This window comes from Burkholderia theae (genome assembly GCF_048565265.1).
Classification (GTDB): Bacteria; Pseudomonadota; Gammaproteobacteria; order Burkholderiales; family Burkholderiaceae; genus Burkholderia; species Burkholderia theae.
On the sequence record NZ_CP183462.1, the window covers coordinates 2,703,904 to 2,722,852 of the forward strand.

Here is an 18,949-nt window from a genome sequence, read left to right on the forward strand (position 1 = left end):
GGTGCGCTGCGCGCCGATACTCTGCCAGCGCGTTCATCGATTCGATCGCCGAAGGCACGCCTGCGACGGCGAGCCACGCGATCGGTTGCGGCCGCCCTCAGCCGGCCGCCCCTGACCGGCCGTCTTATGCGGCCTCGTCCTGTTCCTTGAAGATCTTGTCCGCGAGGTGGAACGCGGAATTCGCGGCCGGCACGCCGCAATAGATCGCGGTCTGCAGCAGCACTTCCTTGATCTCGTCGCGCGTCACGCCGTTGTTGCGCGCGGCGCGCAGATGCAGCGCCAGTTCCTCGCCGCGGTTCAGCGCCACCATCATCGCGATGGTCAGCAGGCTGCGCGTATGGCGCGGCAGGCCGTCGCGCGTCCAGATCTCGCCCCATGCATAGCGCGTGATCAGGTTCTGGAATTCGTCGGTCACCTCGGTGCGGTTCCCGAGCGAACGGTCGACGTGCGCGTCGCCGAGCACCGCGCGACGCACCTTCATCCCTGCTTCATAACGTTCCTGGTCGTCCATCGCAGTGGCCTCACGCGGTCAGGAAATCGAGCAGCGCGCGGTTGAAGCCGCCGGTGCACTCGATGTTCGAAATATGCGCGGCATCGAATTCGATGTGAAGCGCACCGGGAATCGCAGCCGCGAGCGCGCGCCCCTGGTCGGGCGGCGTCGACATGTCCTTCGCGCCAGTCACGACGAGCACCGGCAGCGTGATGCCCTTCACTTCGTCGCGCAGGTCGGCCGCGTTCAGCGCGTCGCAGTTCGCCGCATAACCGTCCTTGTCGGTATGCACGAAGGTGTCGCGGATCGCGTCGAACATGCGCGGCTCGCGTTCGACGAACGCGTCGGTGAACCAGCGCGGCAGCACGGCGTCGGCGAGCGCGGCCATCCCTTCGGCACGCGCCTTCTGCGCACGCGGCGCCCACACTTCCGGCGAACCGATCTTTGCAGCAGTGTTCGACAGCACCGCGCGAACGATGCGCGACGGGTAGCGCGCGGCCAGCGCGGCGCCGGTCAGTCCGCCCATCGAGATCCCGCAGAAATGCGCGCGCGCGATGCCGACGTGGTCGAGCAGGCCGATCACGTCGCCGGCGAGCTGCTCGATCGTGTACGACCCGGCCGGCGCATCGGAATGGCCGTGGCCGCGCGTGTCGTAGCGCAGGATGTTGAAGTGCTGCGTGAGCGGACGGATCTGCGGCGCCCACATCTGCAGGTCGGCACCGAGCGAGTTCGAGAAGACGAGCCACGGCGCGTCGTCGCGCGCGGCACGGTCGATCCGGTAATGCAGTTTCACGCCGTTGACAGTGGCGAAAGGCATCAATGTTCTCCTGGTTGGGTCGTGCCCGCATGCAGCGCGAGCACGGCGTCGACATAGGCCTGCGCCTCGCCGACGTAATGTGCGGGATCGAGCAGCCGCGCGAGCGCATCGCGCGACAGGTGCGCCGAGACGGTCGCATCGGCGGCGAGCACGTCGAACAGCGTCGCGCCGGTGCGCACGGCTTCCTTCGACGCGTGCTCGACGACGTGATGCGCATCGAGCCGGCCGATCCGGTCGCCGAGCGCGAGCATCACGGCTTCGCCGAGGATCAGCCCGTGCGTCAGGTCGAGGTTCGCGGCAAGGCGTTCGGTATTGACGTCGAGGCCCGCGACGATCTGCGCGATCTGCGCGAGCGCGCCGCCCGTCAGGCGCGCGAGGTCGGGCAGCGCCTCCCATTCGGCCTGCCAGCCGCCGAGCGCCCGCTCGTGCTCCTGGACCATCCCCGCGAACACGGTCGCGACGAGGTTCGGCGCGCGGATAGCCGCGGTCAGCACGGCCGCGCAGCCGACCGGGTTGCGCTTGTGCGGCATCGTCGACGAGCCGCCCTTGCCGGCGGCGGCCGGTTCGCCGAGCTCGCCGACTTCGGTCTGCATCTGCAGCGATACGTCGCGCGCGATCTTGCCGAGCGTGCCGATCAGCATGCCGAAGCAAGACGCGGCTTCCGCGATGCGGTCGCGCTGCGTATGCCATGGCACGGCCGGCGCCGCGAGCCGCAGGTCGGCCGCGAGCGCGGCCGTCACGCCGCGCGCGTGCTCGCGCAGGCTCGCGAGCGTGCCGGCCGCGCCGCCGAACTGCAGCACCAGCACGCGCGCACGCAATTCGGCGAAGCGCGCGCGATGGCGCAGCAGCGCATCGAGCCATTGAGCGAATTTCAGGCCGAGCGTGATCGGCAGCGCCTGCTGCAGCCAGGTACGGCCGATCATCGGCGTCGCGCGATGCGTGCGCGCGAGCGCCGCGAGCGATGCGCACGCTTCGTCGAGCATCGGCTCGAGCACGTCGAGCGTGTCGCGCAGCTGCAGCACGGTAGCGGTATCGATGATGTCCTGGCTCGTCGCGCCCCAGTGCACGAACTTCGCGGCCTCGGGGTCGTCGGCCTTCACTTGCGCGGTGAGCTGCTTGACGAGCGGAATCGCAAGATTGCCGCCGAGCGCCGCGCCGTGTGCGAGCGCATCGGCGTCGAGCCGGCCGGCGTCGCATGCGCGCTCGATCGGCGCGACCGCGGCGGCGGGAATCACCTGCTGCGCGGCGAGCGCGCGCGCGAGCGCGGCCTCGACGTCGAGCATCCGCTGGATCGTCGCGCGAGGCGACCAGATCCGGTTGAGCGGCTCGGTGCCGCAGATGAGGGAGGTCAGGCGGGCGCTGTCTTCGAGCATGGCATCAGATGGGGGAAACGGCGTGCGCCTATTGTCTACCCAAGCGTGCCGGGATGCGCACGAACGCGCGCGCCGGCACGCCTCCGGTTCAGGCAGCGGCCTTTTGCGTTGCGTCGATCAGCGGCACGCCGGTCAGCTTCTGCAGTTCGTCGAACGACAGGTCGGTGAAGATCTCGCTCACCGCGAGGCCGTCGGCCGTCACGTCGAGCACGGCGAGATCCGTATAGATGCGGCTCACGCATTGCACGCCGGTAACCGGATACGAGCACTGCGCGACGATCTTGCTTTCGCCCTGCTTCGTCAGGTGCTCCATCATCACGAACACCTGCTTCGCGCCGATCGCGAGATCCATCGCGCCGCCGACGGCCGGAATCGCATCGGGTGCGCCCGTATGCCAGTTCGCGAGGTCGCCGTTGGCGGACACCTGGAACGCGCCGAGCACGCAGTAGTCGAGGTGGCCGCCGCGCATCATCGCGAACGAATCGGAATGGTGGAAATACGCGCCGCCCGTGAGCAGCGTCACGTGCTGCTTGCCGGCGTTGATCAGTTCGTCGTCTTCCTCGCCGGGCGCGGGCGCGGGGCCCATGCCGAGCAGCCCGTTCTCGCTATGCAGGAAGATTTCCTTGCTCGGGTCGAGGTGGTTCGCCACCAGCGTCGGCACGCCGATGCCGAGGTTCACGTACGCGCCTTCGGGGATGTCCTGGGCGACGCGCTTGGCCATTTCATCGCGGGTCAGTCGTTTCATCTGGATATCTCCTTAAGCCGCGGCGTGCGACGAAGCGTGTTCGGCGGCCAGCTCGGCCGCATGCGCGGCCTGCGGCACCTCGACGATGCGCTGGACGAAAATGCCCGGCGTCACGATGTGTTCCGGGTTCAGCCCGCCGAGCGGCACGACTTCCGACACCTGCACGATCGCGACCTTCGCGGCGCTGGCCATGATCGGCCCGAAGTTGCGCGCGGTCTTGCGATACACGAGATTGCCCCAGCGATCGCCCTTGTACGCTTTCACGAGCGCGAAATCGGCGTGGATCGGCGTCTCGAACACGTACTGCTTGCCGTCGATCACGCGCGTTTCCTTGCCTTCCGCGAGCTTGGTGCCGAAACCCGTCGGCGTGAAGAAACCGCCGATACCGGCGCCCGCCGCGCGGATGCGCTCCGCGAGGTTGCCCTGCGGCACGAGCTCCAGCTCGATCTCGCCCGCGCGGTACAGCGCGTCGAACACCTGCGAGTCGCTCTGGCGCGGGAACGAACAGATGATCTTGCGCACCTGCTTCGCCTTGAGCAGCGCCGCCAGGCCCGTCTCGCCGTTGCCCGCGTTGTTGTTGACGATCGTCAGGTCGCGCGCGCCCTGTTCGATCAGCGCGTCGATCAGCTCGGACGGCATGCCGGCCGTGCCGAAGCCGCCGATCATGATTGTCGCGCCATCGTGGACGTCGGCAACCGCCGACTGAAGCGATTCGAAAATCTTGTTGACCATGTCTCTTCCTGATACGAACCCGCGGCACGATGCGCGGCCTGTCGAGGGGACACGCGCGTTTCGCGTGCCGCGCCGGGGCCGATCTCGACTCCGGTATTTGTTCGCTATTCGAACCTAGATTCGATTAGCGAACGATGGGCCGATCATAGAGTCGTGCACAGCGCGTTGTCAAGGCGGGTTGCCTCGGGGGCCGTCGCGTCGTCGAACGGCAATCCGACGTAGTTTTCGGCGAGCGACTGCGCGGCGGCCCGCGAGCGCGTCACGTATTTCAGCTCGGCAAACTTCAGGCGATTGACGAACGGCGAGTCCTCCGGCGACGAATGCAGCATGTTCGTCATGAAGTACGAGAAGTGCTCGGCGCGCCACACGCGTTCGAGGCAGGTCGCCGAATACGTATCGAGCGGCGTCGAGTCACCCGTCCGGTAGCGCGCGCCGAGCGCGCGGGACAGCGCGCGGACGTCGGCCACCGCGAGGTTCATCCCCTTCGCGCCGGTCGGCGGCACGATGTGCGCGGCGTCGCCGGCGAGGAACAGCCGGCCGTGCTGCATCGTCTCCGACACGAAGCTGCGCATCGGCGTCACGCTTTTCTGCGTGATCCGGCCCTCGGTCGGCGTCCAGCCGGTGTCGTTCGAGAAGCGCGTGTGCAATTCGTCCCAGATCCGCGTGTCGGACCATTCGGTGAGGTCCTCGTCGGGCTTGCACTGCAGATAGAGGCGCGTGACCGTCGGCGAGCGCATCGAGAACAGCGCGAAGCCGTTGTCGTGGTGCGCGTAGACGAGTTCGTCGAGCGACGGCGCCGCGTCGGCGAGGATACCGAGCCACGCGAACGGGTAGACGCGCTCGAACGTGTTCAGCCGCTCGGCCGGGATCGTCTGGCGCGCGATGCCGTGGAAGCCGTCGCAACCGGCGATGTAGTCGCAGTCGATGCGGTCCGCGCGGCCGTCCGCATGCTTGAACGTGACGAACGGGTGCTCGCCCTCGACGTCGTGCAGCGCGACGTCGCTGACTTCGAAGTGCATCGCGTGGCCATGCTCGACGCCGGCCGCGATCAGGTCGCGCACGACTTCATGCTGGCTGTAGACGGTGATCGCGCGCCCGCCGGTGAGCGCGGACAGGTCGATGCGGTGGCGCTGGCCCGAGAACAGCAGCTCGATGCCGTGATGCTCGAGCCCTTCGCGGCGCATCCGGTCGCCGAGGCCGGCGTCGTTCAGCGTGTCGACCGTGCCCTGCTCCAGCACACCGGCGCGGATGCGGTTCTCGCAGTATTCGCGCGAACGCGCTTCGACGAGGATGGAATCGACGCCTTGCGGGCGCAGCAAATGGGACAGCAGAAGGCCGGACGGACCGGCGCCGATGATCGCGACCTGGGTGCGCATTGTTCGTCTCCTGAACATTGGTTCGAGTAATGGAACACATTTGAGCGCTTTCCCGACTATGCGGCAACGCGATTCAGGAGATATGTTGTATACGTTTTGGAGATATTGGCCCGGTGATGGACACGCTCGATCTGAACCTCATTCCGTACCTCGTCGCGCTCGACGACACGCGCAACGTGAGCCGCGCCGGCGACCTGCTCGGCGTGAGCCAGCCGCGCGTGAGCACGGCGCTCGGCCGCCTGCGCGAGTATTTCGGCGACCCACTGTTCGTGCGCACGTCGCGCGGGATGGAGCCGACGCCGCGTGCGCTCGCGCTGCTGCCGGCCGCACGCGACGCGCTCGCACAGATCGAGCGCGGCCTCGTCGCGCCGCACGACTTCGATCCGGCCGCGAGCACGCATACGTTCTCGATCGCGCTGTCGGACGTCGGCGAGATCGTGTTCCTGCCGAAGCTGCTGCAGGCGTTCGCGACGCGCGCGCCGCACGCGAACCTGCGCTCGGTCTCGCTCGCGCACGACGAAGTCGGGCGCGGCCTCGAAGCCGGCTCGATCGATCTCGCGGTCGGCTACTTCCCCGACCTCGACGGCAACAACTTCTTCCAGCAACGGTTGTTCACGCACCGGTTCGTCTGCCTGATGCGGCGCGGCCATCCGTTCGAACAGACGCCGCCGTTTACGGTCGAGCAGTTCCTCACCTGCGGGCACGCGGTGGTACGCGCCGAAGGCCGCAGCCAGGAGGTGCTCGAGAAATATCTGGCGAAGCAGCGCATGCAGCGCCGCGCGGTGCTCGAGACGCCGCACTTCATGAGCCTGCCGTTCATCCTGAGCCGCACCGACCTGATCGCGACGGTGCCGCATGCGATCGGCTATGCGTATGCGGCCGAACACGCGTTCATCGTGCCCGTCGAACCGCCGCTCGCGCTGCCGCGCTTCGACCTGAAGCAGCACTGGCATCGCAAGTACCACAACGATCCGCGCACCGCGTGGCTGCGCGGCGTCGTCGCGTCGCTGTTCAACGACGAACAGGACGAATGGCCGAAGTGAGCGCCAGGGCCTGGCCTGTTCGCGCTGGCACGCACGACCCGCGAAAGCATGAAACAATTGCCGGATATCGGCCGCCCCGGGCGGCCTTCGATGGAGCCACTACATGGGTAAAAAATCCGCGCGGCCCGAGCCGGCCGCGTCCCGACCGAGCCGTGAAGAAGCGGAAGACGCCGTGCGCGTGCTGTTGCGCTGGGCCGGCGACGACCCCGCACGCGAAGGCCTGCTCGACACGCCCGCGCGCGTCGTTCGCGCGTACGAGCAGTTCTTCGCCGGTTATGCGCTGGAGCCGCGCGACATCCTCGCGCGCACGTTCAGCGAAGTCGACGGCTACGACGAGATGATCGTGCTGAAGGACATCCGCTTCGAGAGCTACTGCGAGCACCACATGGTGCCGATCATCGGCCGCGCGCACGTCGCGTATCTGCCGAACCATCGCGTGGTCGGCATCTCGAAGCTCGCGCGCCTCGTCGACGCGTTCGCGAAGCGCCTGCAGATCCAGGAAAAGATGACCGTGCAGATCGCCGACACGCTGTTCGACGTGCTGCAACCGAAGGGCGTCGGCGTGATCCTCGAAGCCGCGCACCAATGCATCTCCACGCGCGGCGTACACAAGCCGGGCGTCGAGATGGTCACGTCGCGCATGCTCGGCACGTTCCGCACCGATCCGTCGACGCGGCGCGAATTCCTGTCGATCGTCGCCAATCCTTCTTCAGTCAACCTGACGAATACGTAATGGAGTCGACGAAGCAAACGGCGCACGCGCCCGTCGTGCTCGTGACCGGCGCTGCACGCCGGGCCGGGCGCGCGTTCGCCGAGTATTTCGCCGCGCACGGTTATCGCACCGCGGTGCACTACGACCGTTCGGCCGAGGCCGCGCAGGCGGCGGCCCGCGCGATCGCCGAACGCGGGCACGAGTCGATCGCGCTGCAGGCCGACCTGTCGGATGCCGTGCAGATCACCGCGCTGATCGACCAGGTCTATGCGCGCTTCGGGCGCCTCGACGTGCTCGTCAACAACGCGTCGGTGTTCTGGCAGGATCACTTCCCGAGCTTCGACCTCGCGGCGTTCGACCAGGCGTGGGCGGTCAACTGCCGCGCGCCGATCCTGCTCACGCGCGCGTTCTACGAACGGGCCCGCGCGGCCGGCACGCAGGGCGTCGTCGTGAATGTGGTCGACCAGAAGATCAAGGAAAACTTCCACCGCGACCATTTCAGCTACACGGTCGCGAAGGCCGCGCTCGGCAACCTCACGCAGATGCTCGCGCTGTCGTCCGCGCCCGTGCTGCGCGTGAACGCGGTATTCCCGGGGCTGATGCTGCCGAGCGACGACCAGACACCGGCCGATTTCGAACACGCGAGCCGCGCGTCGACGCCGCTCGCGCGCATCGCGGGCCCCGACGACGTCGCGAGCGCGATCCTGCTGCTGACGGGCAACGCGTACAACGGCGTGGATTTCGTCGTCGATGCGGGGCAGAACCTGATCCGCGTCGACCAGGACGTGCTGTACAAGCACCGCTCGCCCGCCGGCAAGCACTGACGCACGCGCCGTGGCGGCCGTGCGCCGTGCACCACGCCACGGCTTTACGGCTTCTCGGCGCTCCCGCCTTCGCGGACCTTGCCCTGCGCGACACTCGTGCCGGCCGGCACACTGTGCGTAAGCCACACGTTGCCGCCGATCACCGAGCCGCGCCCGATCGTCACGCGGCCGAGAATCGTCGCGCCCGCGTAGATCACCACGTCGTCCTCGACGATCGGGTGCCGTGCGTTGCCCTTGACCAGCGTGCCTTCGCCATCGGCCGGGAAACTCTTCGCGCCGAGCGTGACGGCCTGGTACAGGCGCACGCGCTCGCCGATGATTGCCGTCTCGCCAATCACGACGCCGGTGCCGTGGTCGATGAAGAAGCTCGGGCCGATCTGCGCGCCGGGGTGGATGTCGATGCCGGTGGCCGAGTGGGCGATTTCATTGATGAATCGTGCGAGCAGCGGCACACCAAGCTGGTGCAGCGCGTGCGCGAGCCGGTGGTGCATCATCGCCAGCACGCCGGGGTAGCACAGCAGGATCTCGGTGATGTGCTGCGCGGCCGGATCGCCCGCGTACGCGGCCTGGATGTCGCTGACGAGCAGCGCGCGAACGGCCGGCAACTGGCGGCCGAATTCGCGCGCGATCTCGAACGCGCGTTCGTCGAGCTCGGCGAACGGCGTGTCCGCATGCTCGGGCAGGAACGGCAACGCGCGGCGGATCTGCTCGGACAGCACGCGCAGCGTGCTTTCGAGCGTATGGCCAACGTAATAGTCGACGCTTTCGTCGGTCAGATCCGGCGCGCCGTAATGCGTCGGAAACATCGACGCGCGCAGGCCGGTCACAATCTTGCAGATCGCGTCGCGCGACGGCAGTTCGCGAATACCGCGCGGATGGCGCGTGCGATGGAGTTCCTCGCGCGACTCGCGCAATCCGGTGACGATTTCTTCGAGGCCCCACTGACGGGCGGGTGATGTCGACATAGGCCAATGCATGCAACCGCGCTCGATCGCACGGCCGCTAATAAAGTGACGGGTTCCGCAAGATTACCGCGTTTTGTGTCGGGGAGCGGCACGCCGGAACTCGACCGGCGGCCGGTGCCGTGGGCGGCCGACGCCGCGGGCGATTGGCCGCATCAGATCGTGATGCTGCTCGCGTCGATCCAGCGCACGGCCCAGTCGCGCGCGTGCGCGATCGCGGCGTCTTCGTCGTTGAACTGGAGCTCGATCGGGAAAAAACGGTTCGCAACCAGCTCGCCGTCGCTCGATCGGGAGATCACGACGTAGGGCTTGAACGAACCGTCGCTGGCGCGCGCGGGCGCGCAGTTCAACAGATAACCGCGGTGCGTGAAGGCAGTAGTCGCTTGCATGAGTCCGCCACCTCTAGTCCCTTGCTTTGTTGTTCACTACCCGTCTTTAAGGGTGCTGCGGCGCCCCGGCGCGGGCAGAGGCGGCGAGATCGCATCCCCTGTCGCCGCTTCGCAGGAAAAGAATCATACTCTGTAGAAAACGCGTCTTCTAGCTGAAATAAATCATGACAAATCAGTGCGCGTCGCGCGACCGCGGCGATCGCCCGCGCGCCTTTTCCCGTCATGCCCGGAACGGGATTTGCTTCGATCCGGACCGCTTCGCCGCCAGGAGAGCCGTGATGGAACCATCCGGTCAAACAGGTCTTGCGCATCCGCACAGCGTCGAGCTCGACAACGACGACACCCACGACAGCACGGTCGACACCGACGGCAAGAACCGCGAAGCATGGCTGCTCGCCGGCGGCGGGCCGATCCCGCCCGACCAGATCACGGGCAGCAACGCGTCGCTCGTCAATGCGGTGCCCGAAGCCGGCGACGGATTCGCCGGTTTCGACAGCCGCCCCGGCGGCAACCATCCGGCATTCGCGCTGCGCGCGGGCTACGTGGTGATCGAGAAAGGCTTCGCCGCGCCGTCGCCCGCGGACGACCAGCAGTTCGGTCCCGTCCACCGGATGTACGGCAGCGCGTACTGGCCCGGCCACGGGCGGAAGCCGGAGCGCGTGATCGAGCTGACGGCCTTGCCGAAGTAGCCGGCGCGGCGTTTGAATCGATCGTTCGTTTGCAAACTGGCGTCGGTCGACGGCCGATGGTTGAGGATCGGCGCACGCGACGGGTGCTCGAACGAACGATTCCGCGCATCGGCACCGGCGGATCGATGCATGCCGCGCATCGCGATCACGCACCTCCGTTGATCGAAGTCATGTCGAAACGGCGCGGTTGCGGTTGAATAACGATGCGTGCGGTTCGTCAGACTGGCTGTTGTGCCGTGTCGAACCGGCATGCGTGCGTCGCGCGATGCGCGATTTCGATGCCCGCGCATTCGTTCCACGCGACGATGCCGTCTTCATCCGTGTTCGTCATGCGTTCGATTGTCGAGCGCCTCGCGGAGACTGCACCGACCACGGATGCGACCCGACCATGCGACACGCGTCGCGCAGCGCAGGTTGCATCACGTGCATGGCTGCTCTTCCGCAGCACCGGAAACATCGCGGCCGCGCGGCAGGACCGGCACCGCACTGCAAAGTCCCCGCCATTGGTTTACTCTGCCTCGCAGCAATGCTGAGCCTGATCGGCCATCCGGCCGACTTCGTTTCAACCCGCCACTCGGAGACACTATGTACAAGCGTATTCTGGTTGCCGTCGACGGCAGCGACACGTCCCGCCATGCATTCGATGCCGCGCTGGCGCTCGCGAAAGCACACGGCGCCGAGCTGCAACCGTTCTACGTCGTCGAAAACGCCGCGATCTACTACAACGTGCCCGGCTACGATCCGTCCATCCTGCGCGATCAGCTCGTCGCGCAGGGCGACGCGCTCGCGAAGGATTTCACGAAGCTGATGCAGGCAGCGGGCGTGAAGGGCGAGACGCGGCTGAACGAAGCAACGTCGCTCAACGACGTGTCGTCGCTGATCCTCGAAGGCACGAAGGCATTCGGTGCCGATCTGCTGGTGCTCGGCACGCACGGCCGCCGCGGGTTCCGCCGTCTCGTGCTCGGCAGCATCGCCGAACAATGCGTGCGCCACGCGACGCTGCCCGTGCTGCTGATTCCGGCGGCCGCCAACGTCGACGAGCAACCTGCCTGAACGGCGTTCGGCATGCGCGCGCGGTCGCGACGTTTTGTCACCCGACAGCGGCAATTTGCGGTGGGACAATGATTCCGTCGATTCAACGCCGGAGTAAACGATCATGCTGACGCCCGTCGCTACACGTCCCGCCGCCACGCCTCATGCCGGCAGCTGGGCTCCTCGCCAGGCCGCGCACTGCTCGTCGTGCGCAATGCGGCACCTGTGCATGCCGCAGGGCCTGGCGCCCGAAGCACTCAGTCGCCTCGAGTCGGTCATCTGCGCGGCTCGCCCCGTCAAGCGCGGCGAAGCGCTGTTCCGCGAAGGCGACGCATTCGACAATCTGTATGCGGTGCGCTCGGGTTCGCTGAAAACCGTCGCGACACGCCATGACGGCCGCGAACAGGTCACGGGCCTGCATCTCGCGGGCGAAGCGCTCGGCCTCGACGGCATCTGCGACGACACGCATCCGCGCACCGCGGTCGCGCTGGAAGACAGCTCCGTCTGCGTGATTCCGTACAGCGCGCTCAAGACGCTGTGCTCGGAAGCCGGCTCGATGCAGTTGCGCATGCACAAGCTGATGAGCGAACAGATCGTGCGCGAAACGTCGCAAACGATGCTGCTCGGTTCACTGAATGCCGAAGAACGTGTCGCCGCTTTCCTGCTCGACGTGTCGTCGCGCTACCTGAAGCGCGGTTACTCGCCGTCGGAATTCAACCTGCGGATGACGCGCGAAGACATCGGCAGCTATCTCGGCATGACGCTCGAAACGGTCAGCCGCACGCTGTCGAAATTCCAGAAGCGCGGCCTGATCGAAATGCAGGGCCGCCACGTCCAGATCGTCGACTTCGACGGCCTGCATCAAGTCTGATGATGTCGCCCGGCGCGCGCTTGCCGCGCGCCGCGCGCGTCCCCCGTATCGCGCCGTCGATCAATCGAGAAACAGCGCGGCACGCGTCTTGAGCGCCGCGCTGAAATCGTCGAGCCAGCCGATCGACAGGCGCCAGCTCTGCCAGTAAAGATCGATGTCGGTGGTTCGTCCCGGCGACATGTCGACCAGTTCGCCCGCCGCCAGTTGGCGATCGACCATCCGGTCCGGGCACATTCCCCATCCCAGCCCCGTTTCGCATGCGCGCAGGTAGCCCGCGACGTGCGGTATCCAGTGCTGCGGCGGATCGAGGTCCGCACGCGTCACGCGCCGGATGAAGCGCGCCTGCAGGCCGTCCTTCGGATTGAACATCACGCACGGCGCGCGGCGCAGCGCGTCGCGCGTGACGCCCTTGCCGAAATAGCGCTCGTGAAATGCCGGCGAGCACACCGCGCGATATCGAATGCGCCCGAGCCGCGTCGAGCGGCAGCCCTGAATCGGCTCGGCCTGCGCGGTCACCGCGCCCTGTACGCTGCCGTCGCGAATGCGCGCCGCCGTGTAGTCCTGGTCGTCGATCACGAGGTCGAGCAGCATCTCGCGCTCCGTGCAGAACGGCCCCACCGCATCGATAAACCACGTCGCGACGCTGTCGTCGTTGACGGCCACGCGCAACATCGGCCATGCGCTCGTGATCGAGCCCGGCAGCGCCGGCATCCGGCCGCCCAGTTCGGCCTCGAGCAATTGCACGCGTTCGGTATGCCGGCACAGCAGCGCACCGGACGTCGTCGCGACGCACGGCTGCCCGCGCTTGACGAGCACGCTGCCGACGCGCTCCTCCAGCAGTTTCACGCGCTGCGACACGGCCGACGGCGTGACGTTCAGCTCCTTGGCCGCGCGCTCGAACGAGCCGTACCGGATCACCGCCGAGAGCGCATCGAGCAGGGCGTAGTCGAGCATTAGATTTCCTTAATCTGCATTAGGTGATTTAGCTTCTCTTATTTTCATGCTGACCGCAGACTAGCGCTACCCGATTATTCCGTCTACTGCTGCTATCGCTGTCATCATGAACTGGCTTGCTTTCTCTCACGGCGCCGCCCTGTGCGCGTCGCTCATCGTCACCATCGGCGCGCAGAACGCGTTCGTGCTCCGGCAGGGCATCATGCGTTCGCACGTCGGCAAGATCGTGCTGCTGTGCGCGCTGTCGGACATGCTCCTGATCGGCGCGGGCGTCGGCGGTGCGTCCGCGCTCGTCGAACGCTATCCGACCTTCGTTCATGCGGTGCTGTATGTCGGCCTCGCGTATCTCGCGTGGTTCGGCATCAACGCGCTGCGCCGTGCGCTCAAGCCGGGCCACGAAACGCTCGACGTGCGCGGCGACGCGGTCGCACCGCCGCCGCAGCGCGGCATGGCGGTCGTGCTGATGACGCTCGCATTCACGTGGCTCAACCCGCACGTGTATCTCGACACGTTCCTGCTGATCGGCACGGCCGGCGCACGCGAGCCGGAAGGCGCGCGGTCCGCGTTCGCGATCGGCGCGATGACGGTCAGCGTCGTGTGGTTCCTTGCGCTGGGTTATGGCGCACGACTGCTGGCGCCGTGGTTCCGCAAGGCCGTAGCGTGGCGCGTGCTGGACGGCGCGATCGGCAGCATGGTGCTGTTCCTCGCGGCGGTGCAGTTGCGCTGACCGGCTCGCCGTCGCACGGGCGGCTGCTTGCCGCCCGTCTTCCCGTCCGCTCCGGCGCAACGCCGGGGCAGCCCGCCCTCCCGCTCGCCACCCGTCGCGCAAGCCGCCGACAAAAATTCGCTCCCGATCCAACGCGGCCGTACGACGCGCTCGCGTAACGGACGAACCGTCCGTTACTCGCCGCAAATCGCCCACCATCGCGGCGCCGCGCCGCCTGCACGAATCCGATCGATCGGCGAGAATGTCCGGTGTCCCGCGACCACGGCGGAACCGCACCGCGCCCCCGTCTCGCCGCGATCGTTTTGGCCCATCCCGCAGTTCGATCCCATCACTCATCGATATCGGAGCAGAACATGGCACTACGCACCCTCGGCACGTCGAACATCCAGGTGTCGCCGCTCGCCTTCGGCGGCAACGTCTTCGGCTGGACCGTCGACGAGAACGCATCGTTTTCGCTGCTCGACGCGCTCGCGGAGACCGGCATCAACTTCATCGACACGGCCGACGTCTATTCGGCCTGGGCGCCCGGCAACAGCGGCGGCGAATCGGAAACGATCATCGGCAAGTGGCTCAAGCGTTCCGGCAAGCGCGAACAGGTCGTGATCGCGACCAAGGTCGGCCTGCTGGCCGCGCGCGCGGGGCTGACCAAGGACAACATCCTGAAGGCCGCCGACGATTCGCTGCGCCGCCTGCAGACCGACTACATCGACCTGTATTTCTCGCATCGCGATCTCGCCGACACGGCCCCGCTCGAAGAAACGCTCGGCGCGTACCAGGCACTGATCGACGCGGGCAAGGTACGCATCATCGGCGCATCGAACTACAGCGGCGCACGCCTGCGCGAAGCCGCCGACATCAGCCAGCGCGACGGCCTGCCCGCGTACCAGGTCATCCAGCCCGAGTACAACCTGATCGACCGCACCGACTACGAACGCGATCTCGAACCGGTCGTGCGCGACCTGAAGCTCGGCGTCGTCAACTACTACGCGCTCGCGAGCGGCTTCCTGTCGGGCAAATACCGCAGCGAGGCCGACCTGAAGAAGAGCGTGCGCGGCGATCGCGTCGCCGGTTATCTCGACGAACGCGGCCTGCGCATTCTCGCGGCGCTCGACGCCGTGTCGGCGAAGCACGACACGCAGCCGGCCGCGGTCGCCCTCGCGTGGCAGATCGCGCGGCCGACGATCACCGCGCCGATCGCGAGCGCGACATCGCTCGCGCAGCTCGGCCTGCTCGGCGAAGCGATCCGCTTGCAGCTCGATCAGGACGACATCCGCCAGATCGACGCGGCCAGCGCAACCTGAAGTCCCCGGCGGCGACAGGCCGGCCCGTGGCGTCGCGCAATGCGGCGGCGCCGAGATCGGCCTGGGTCATGTGCGTTCCGGTGTCACCGCATGCGCGGATGCGGGAAATCCGGCAATGGCGGATGGCTACAATGGCGTGCATCCGGCGGCCGCGCGGCTCGACACGGCCGAGCCGGCCTCCTTCGCGCTCGAACCCACACCACGCACAAAGACCGCCGATGACCCGCCTCCCCCGCTACGCCCGCCCGTTCGCCGCAACGCTCGCCGCGCTGTTCGCGTGCGTGCCGGCCGCATCGTACGCAGGCTGGTACGAAGTCGCGAACTACACCGGCACGATCGGCAATGCGCCGGTCCATGTGTCGCTGCAGACCTACGACGCACTCGACCGCAACGACGCGGGCCGCTGGCGTATCGACGGCAGCTACTACTACGACGCGCATCGCAAGCCGATCCCGCTGCAGGGGCACCGCGAGCCGGACGGCCGCATGACGTTGTGCGAGGCGTCGCCGGCCGCATCGAATGCCGAAGCGCCGGTGGTACCGGCTGCGTCGCCGTCGCACCCGAAACCCTGCCCGATCGCGCTGAACGTCGCCGGCAAGACGGCGACCGGCACCTGGGACGACGGCCACAAGACGCTCCCGATCACGCTGGATGAAGTCGGGCGCATGAACGACAACGATCGCGATCACCTCCAGCTCGACGGCGCCGTCGATATCCCGATGTGGTACCGCACGAAGGCGCACATGCTGGTCGGCGTCTACACGTTGTCCGACTCGTGCGGCATCGCGATGCGATCGCTGCGGGCCGTCAACATCGCGACGGGCCGCATCGACCGCACGATCCCGCTCGACTGCGATGCGGGCATGGTGATGACGTCGATCTACGCGAACGTCACCGACGCGCGGCGCGCCGGCTACGTGAGCGTCGAATTCCGCGACAGCAAGATGGGCTACGAGCAGGACGTTTCGCTCGGGCTGCCGTCGTCTTCATCGAAGTAGGCCGGCGGCACCGGTCGGCAGCGCGTAGCGATACGCGCGCCATCTAATCGAAAATCACCTCCGTGTTTTGACTCGCACGGCCGCTTCCGTTGACTGAGACGGACATCGATTGCGCGAACAGCCGCAACGCCCCGCTGCAAGGGCGTTGCACGCCCGCCCCGGTCTTTCACGGATTGACCGCGGCATTCGACGTGCCCGAGACTGCGCGGCTCGGACGGTCATTGGGAGAACGTCATGCCGGACACCAGCACGGGGATCGTCACGGTCTCGACGCGCGCCGTACGCGGCGCCGAGCGCGTCGACTTCTGGGTCGACCATGTCGCCCGCACGCTCGTACGGATCGAATGCAGCGGGAAATCGTCGGAAGGCATCGACGCAACGCTGCGCAAGCGCGATCTCGGGCTGTTCAGCGCATGCGACATCGTCGCGAACCGGCACGCGGTCGTGCGCACGTCGCACAACATCCATGCGGACCAGCGCGACGCGGTGTTCATCTGCCTGATGCACGAGGGACAAGGCTATACGTTCCAGGACGTCGACTGCATGCAGCACGGGCCCGGCGATCTCGTCCTGTACGACACGTCGATGCCGTACGGCCACGGCTTTCCCGCCGACATGGCGATGACCGTGCTCGACGTGCCGCGCGACGTGTTCGAGGCGCGCGTCGGCCCGTGGCGCTACCGCAGCCTCGTCAAGATCGACCGCGGCGACGGCGTCGCGTCATGGGCGGTGCGGCAGGTGTATGCGCTGCTCGCCGCGCCGCAGGAGCCGACACCCGACGCGCGCGAGCGGCGCGCCGCCGCGATCCTCGAGCTCGTGCAGTCGACGCTGCGGCTGCGCGACGGCGACGCGTCGCCAACGAAATCGACCGTCCACACGCTGTCGCGCGCGAAAGCCTTCATCGACAGCCATCTCGCCGACGACGACCTCGACAGCCAATCGGTGAGCCACGCGATCAACCTGTCGCCGCGCCAGCTCGCGCGCGTGTTCGAGATCGAAGGGATGCCGCTCACGCGCTACATCCTCGCGCGGCGGCTCGAACGCTGCCGCGCCGACCTGCGCGACCGGTCGCTGAAGCACCTGACGGTCAGCGAAATCGCCTTCCGCTGGGGCTTCAACAACAGCGCGCATTTCAGCCGCAGCTATCGCGCGCGCTTCGGCGAGACGCCGAGCGACACGCGCGCGCCCGCCGAAGCGCGTTAGCGCCGCCGTGTCCCTGCAAGGCAAGCACGGTGTCCGTCCCGGTCAAATGGGGCCGCATACCGGTCGCTAAGCTGGCTTCTTGCGCGGCGGCATTCGTTCCGCCGCCCGACAGCAAGGAGAAGAAGCGGGATGGAGACGTACGACCATATCGTCGTCGGCGGCGGTTCGGCCGGCTGTACGGTCGCGCATCGGCTGGTGAAGGCCGGCAGGCGCGTGCTGCTGCTCGAGGACGGCCCGAAGGACGACAGCCTATTCATCCGGATTCCGGCGACCTTCATCCGGGTGCTCGGCACGCGGCGCACAGTCACGTTCGAGAGCGAACCGCAGCCCGGCGCGGCGGGGCGCAAGACCTACGTGCCGCAGGGCCGCACGCTCGGTGGCGGCAGTTCGGTCAACGCGATGCTGTACGTGCGCGGCACGCGCGACGACTATGACGACTGGGCCGCGCTCGGCTGCACGGGCTGGGGCTGGGACGACGTGCTGCCGGTGTTCAAGCGCGCCGAATCGCACCTGCGGCTCGCCGAGCCGTTCCACGGCACCGACGGGCCGTTGAAGGTGGGCGACACGCGTTTCCGGCATCCGCTGAGCCTCGCGTTCGTGAAGGCCGCGCAGGAAACCGGCATCGCGTACAACGACGACTTCAACGGCGCCGCGCAGCAAGGCGCCGGCTTCTATCACACGACGATCTTCGACGGGCAGCGCGGCAGCACCGCGGCCACCTATCTCGCCGAAGCGATCGGCCACCCGAACCTGCGCGTGCTGACCGGCTGCCGCGTGACGCGCCTCCTGTTCGACGGCCGGCGCGCGACCGGCGTCGAATGGCGCACGGAGAACGGCGCGACGGGTTCGGCCGCCGCGCGCGCCGACGTCGTGCTCGCGGCCGGCGCGCTGAGCACGCCGAAACTGCTAATGCTGTCGGGCATCGGCCCCGGTGCCCACCTGCGCGCGCACGGCATCGACGTGCTGCACGACAGCCGCGACGTCGGCACGAACTACCAGGATCACCTCGAAGTGTCGATCTACGGCCGCAGCCACGCGCCGGTCAGCCTGCTGGGCGAGGATCGCGGGCTGAACGCGCTGCGGCACGGGCTGCAATGGATGCTGTGCCGCACGGGCCTGCTGACGTCGAACGTCGTCGAATCCGGCGCGTTCGTCGATACGACCGGCAGCGGCCGGCCGGACATCCAGTTCCACGTGCTGCCGACGCTCGTCGGCGACGTCGATCGCGAACCGCTGCCCGGCCACGGCCTGTCGATCAACCCGTGCCTGCTCAGGCCGCGTTCGCGCGGCTCCGTGCAGCTGCGCTCCAGCGATCCGGCCGCGCCGATCCGGTTCGACAGCGGCGCGCTGTCCGACCCGGCCGACGTCGACGGTCTCGTGCGCGGCGTCGCGCTCGCCCGGCGGATCATCCGCGCGCCGTCGCTCGCGCGCATCGTGCGCGAAGCCGAGACGCTGACCGACGCGGCACTCGCCGACTACGTGCGACGCCGCGCGAAAACCGTCTACCACCCGGCCGGCACCTGCCGCATGGGCAACGACGGGAACGCGGTCGTCACGCCGCGCCTCGCGGTGCAAGGCATCGACGGATTGCGGATCTGCGATGCGTCGGTGATGCCGCGCATCGTGTCGGGCAACACGAATGCGCCGACGATCATGATCGCGGAGCGCTGTGCCGAGTTCATGCTGGCGGATTGACGCCACGCGCGGCGTC

At 67.7% G+C, this 18,949-nt stretch carries 20 protein-coding genes; 11 read left to right on the top strand and 9 right to left on the bottom strand.

The genetic code is table 11. The features are described from left to right. Positions 1–124: 124 nt before the first annotated feature. The 6 genes from pcaC to pobA form a co-directional block, all read right to left on the bottom strand. Positions 125–511: a 4-carboxymuconolactone decarboxylase gene (gene pcaC / locus ACN22W_RS29760; RefSeq protein WP_419688195.1), complete on the bottom strand. Its 387-nt coding sequence runs from the start codon at positions 509–511 to the stop codon at positions 125–127. A 10-nt stretch (positions 512–521) separates the two neighbouring features. After that, positions 522–1,307 (bottom strand): 3-oxoadipate enol-lactonase, encoded by a 786-nt coding sequence (gene pcaD / locus ACN22W_RS29765; protein ID WP_129516164.1) that lies wholly within the window; start codon positions 1,305–1,307, stop codon positions 522–524. Then, positions 1,307–2,680: a 3-carboxy-cis,cis-muconate cycloisomerase gene (locus ACN22W_RS29770; RefSeq protein WP_419688196.1), complete on the bottom strand. Its 1,374-nt coding sequence runs from the start codon at positions 2,678–2,680 to the stop codon at positions 1,307–1,309. Before ACN22W_RS29770 ends, pcaD begins: the two co-directional genes overlap by 1 nt. Positions 2,681–2,768: 88 nt before the next feature. After that, a complete protein-coding gene (locus tag ACN22W_RS29775; protein ID WP_006482308.1) occupies positions 2,769–3,425 on the bottom strand; it encodes a CoA transferase subunit B in 657 nt (218 codons plus the stop codon). A 12-nt stretch (positions 3,426–3,437) separates the two neighbouring features. Then, complete coding sequence (locus ACN22W_RS29780) at positions 3,438–4,157, bottom strand: 3-oxoacid CoA-transferase subunit A (protein WP_048250596.1); 720 nt, start codon at positions 4,155–4,157, stop codon at positions 3,438–3,440. A gap of 143 nt (positions 4,158–4,300) precedes the next feature. After that, entirely contained in the window at positions 4,301–5,533 is a 1,233-nt protein-coding gene (gene pobA / locus ACN22W_RS29785) for a 4-hydroxybenzoate 3-monooxygenase (protein ID WP_419688197.1), read from the bottom strand. Positions 5,534–5,649: 116 nt separating this feature from the next. On the opposite strand from pobA, the gene ACN22W_RS29790 reads away from it, so the two are divergent. From ACN22W_RS29790 to ACN22W_RS29800, 3 genes are all read left to right on the top strand, one after another. Then, entirely contained in the window at positions 5,650–6,576 is a 927-nt protein-coding gene (locus tag ACN22W_RS29790) for a LysR family transcriptional regulator (RefSeq protein WP_419688198.1), read from the top strand. Positions 6,577–6,679: 103 nt separating this feature from the next. After that, on the top strand, positions 6,680–7,309 hold the full coding sequence (gene folE, locus ACN22W_RS29795) for a GTP cyclohydrolase I FolE (protein WP_048250599.1): 630 nt from the start codon (positions 6,680–6,682) through the stop codon (positions 7,307–7,309). Then, positions 7,309–8,112, top strand: coding sequence for an SDR family oxidoreductase (locus ACN22W_RS29800; RefSeq protein ID WP_419688199.1), 804 nt, complete (start codon positions 7,309–7,311; stop codon positions 8,110–8,112). The genes folE and ACN22W_RS29800 overlap by 1 nt, the downstream gene beginning before the upstream one ends. 44 nt (positions 8,113–8,156) lie before the next feature. On the opposite strand, the gene epsC is transcribed toward ACN22W_RS29800, so the two are convergent. Next, positions 8,157–9,077, bottom strand: a complete 921-nt coding sequence (gene epsC, locus ACN22W_RS29805) for a serine O-acetyltransferase EpsC (RefSeq protein ID WP_129516158.1) — start codon at positions 9,075–9,077, stop codon at positions 8,157–8,159. A gap of 152 nt (positions 9,078–9,229) precedes the next feature. Next, positions 9,230–9,463, bottom strand: coding sequence for a hypothetical protein (locus tag ACN22W_RS29810; RefSeq protein WP_048250603.1), 234 nt, complete (start codon positions 9,461–9,463; stop codon positions 9,230–9,232). Positions 9,464–9,741: 278 nt separating this feature from the next. Between ACN22W_RS29810 and ACN22W_RS29815 the strand changes: the two genes are divergently transcribed. The 3 genes from ACN22W_RS29815 to fnr all read left to right on the top strand — a co-directional run bounded on the left by ACN22W_RS29815 (position 9,742) and on the right by fnr (position 12,055). Continuing rightward, positions 9,742–10,152 carry a DUF3005 domain-containing protein gene (locus ACN22W_RS29815; RefSeq protein ID WP_419688200.1) on the top strand — a complete coding sequence of 137 codons (411 nt, stop codon included), beginning with the start codon at positions 9,742–9,744 and terminating at the stop codon, positions 10,150–10,152. A 585-nt stretch (positions 10,153–10,737) separates the two neighbouring features. Then, entirely contained in the window at positions 10,738–11,205 is a 468-nt protein-coding gene (locus ACN22W_RS29820; protein ID WP_412023444.1) for a universal stress protein, read from the top strand. Between the two features lie 103 nt (positions 11,206–11,308). Then, entirely contained in the window at positions 11,309–12,055 is a 747-nt protein-coding gene (gene fnr, locus ACN22W_RS29825; RefSeq protein WP_047902056.1) for a fumarate/nitrate reduction transcriptional regulator Fnr, read from the top strand. A gap of 60 nt (positions 12,056–12,115) precedes the next feature. Here fnr and ACN22W_RS29830 read toward each other — a convergent pair whose 3' ends face one another. Beyond that, positions 12,116–13,009, bottom strand: coding sequence for a LysR family transcriptional regulator ArgP (locus tag ACN22W_RS29830; RefSeq protein ID WP_048250607.1), 894 nt, complete (start codon positions 13,007–13,009; stop codon positions 12,116–12,118). A gap of 106 nt (positions 13,010–13,115) precedes the next feature. Here ACN22W_RS29830 and ACN22W_RS29835 point away from each other — a divergent pair, with 106 nt between their 5' ends. The 5 genes from ACN22W_RS29835 (at position 13,116) to ACN22W_RS29855 (ending at position 18,933) form a co-directional block, all read left to right on the top strand. Then, positions 13,116–13,736 (top strand): LysE/ArgO family amino acid transporter, encoded by a 621-nt coding sequence (locus tag ACN22W_RS29835; protein WP_193101957.1) that lies wholly within the window; start codon positions 13,116–13,118, stop codon positions 13,734–13,736. Positions 13,737–14,089: 353 nt separating this feature from the next. Then, the gene (locus tag ACN22W_RS29840) at positions 14,090–15,037 is read left to right on the top strand and encodes an aldo/keto reductase (protein WP_193101959.1); all 948 of its coding nucleotides are present in this window, start codon (positions 14,090–14,092) and stop codon (positions 15,035–15,037) included. Positions 15,038–15,255: 218 nt separating this feature from the next. Beyond that, positions 15,256–16,035 (top strand): hypothetical protein, encoded by a 780-nt coding sequence (locus ACN22W_RS29845; protein ID WP_419688201.1) that lies wholly within the window; start codon positions 15,256–15,258, stop codon positions 16,033–16,035. 234 nt (positions 16,036–16,269) lie between these two features. Continuing rightward, positions 16,270–17,238: a helix-turn-helix domain-containing protein gene (locus ACN22W_RS29850; RefSeq protein WP_419688202.1), complete on the top strand. Its 969-nt coding sequence runs from the start codon at positions 16,270–16,272 to the stop codon at positions 17,236–17,238. A 129-nt stretch (positions 17,239–17,367) separates the two neighbouring features. After that, entirely contained in the window at positions 17,368–18,933 is a 1,566-nt protein-coding gene (locus ACN22W_RS29855) for a GMC family oxidoreductase (protein ID WP_419688203.1), read from the top strand. The last annotated feature ends 16 nt before the right edge of the window (positions 18,934–18,949 follow it).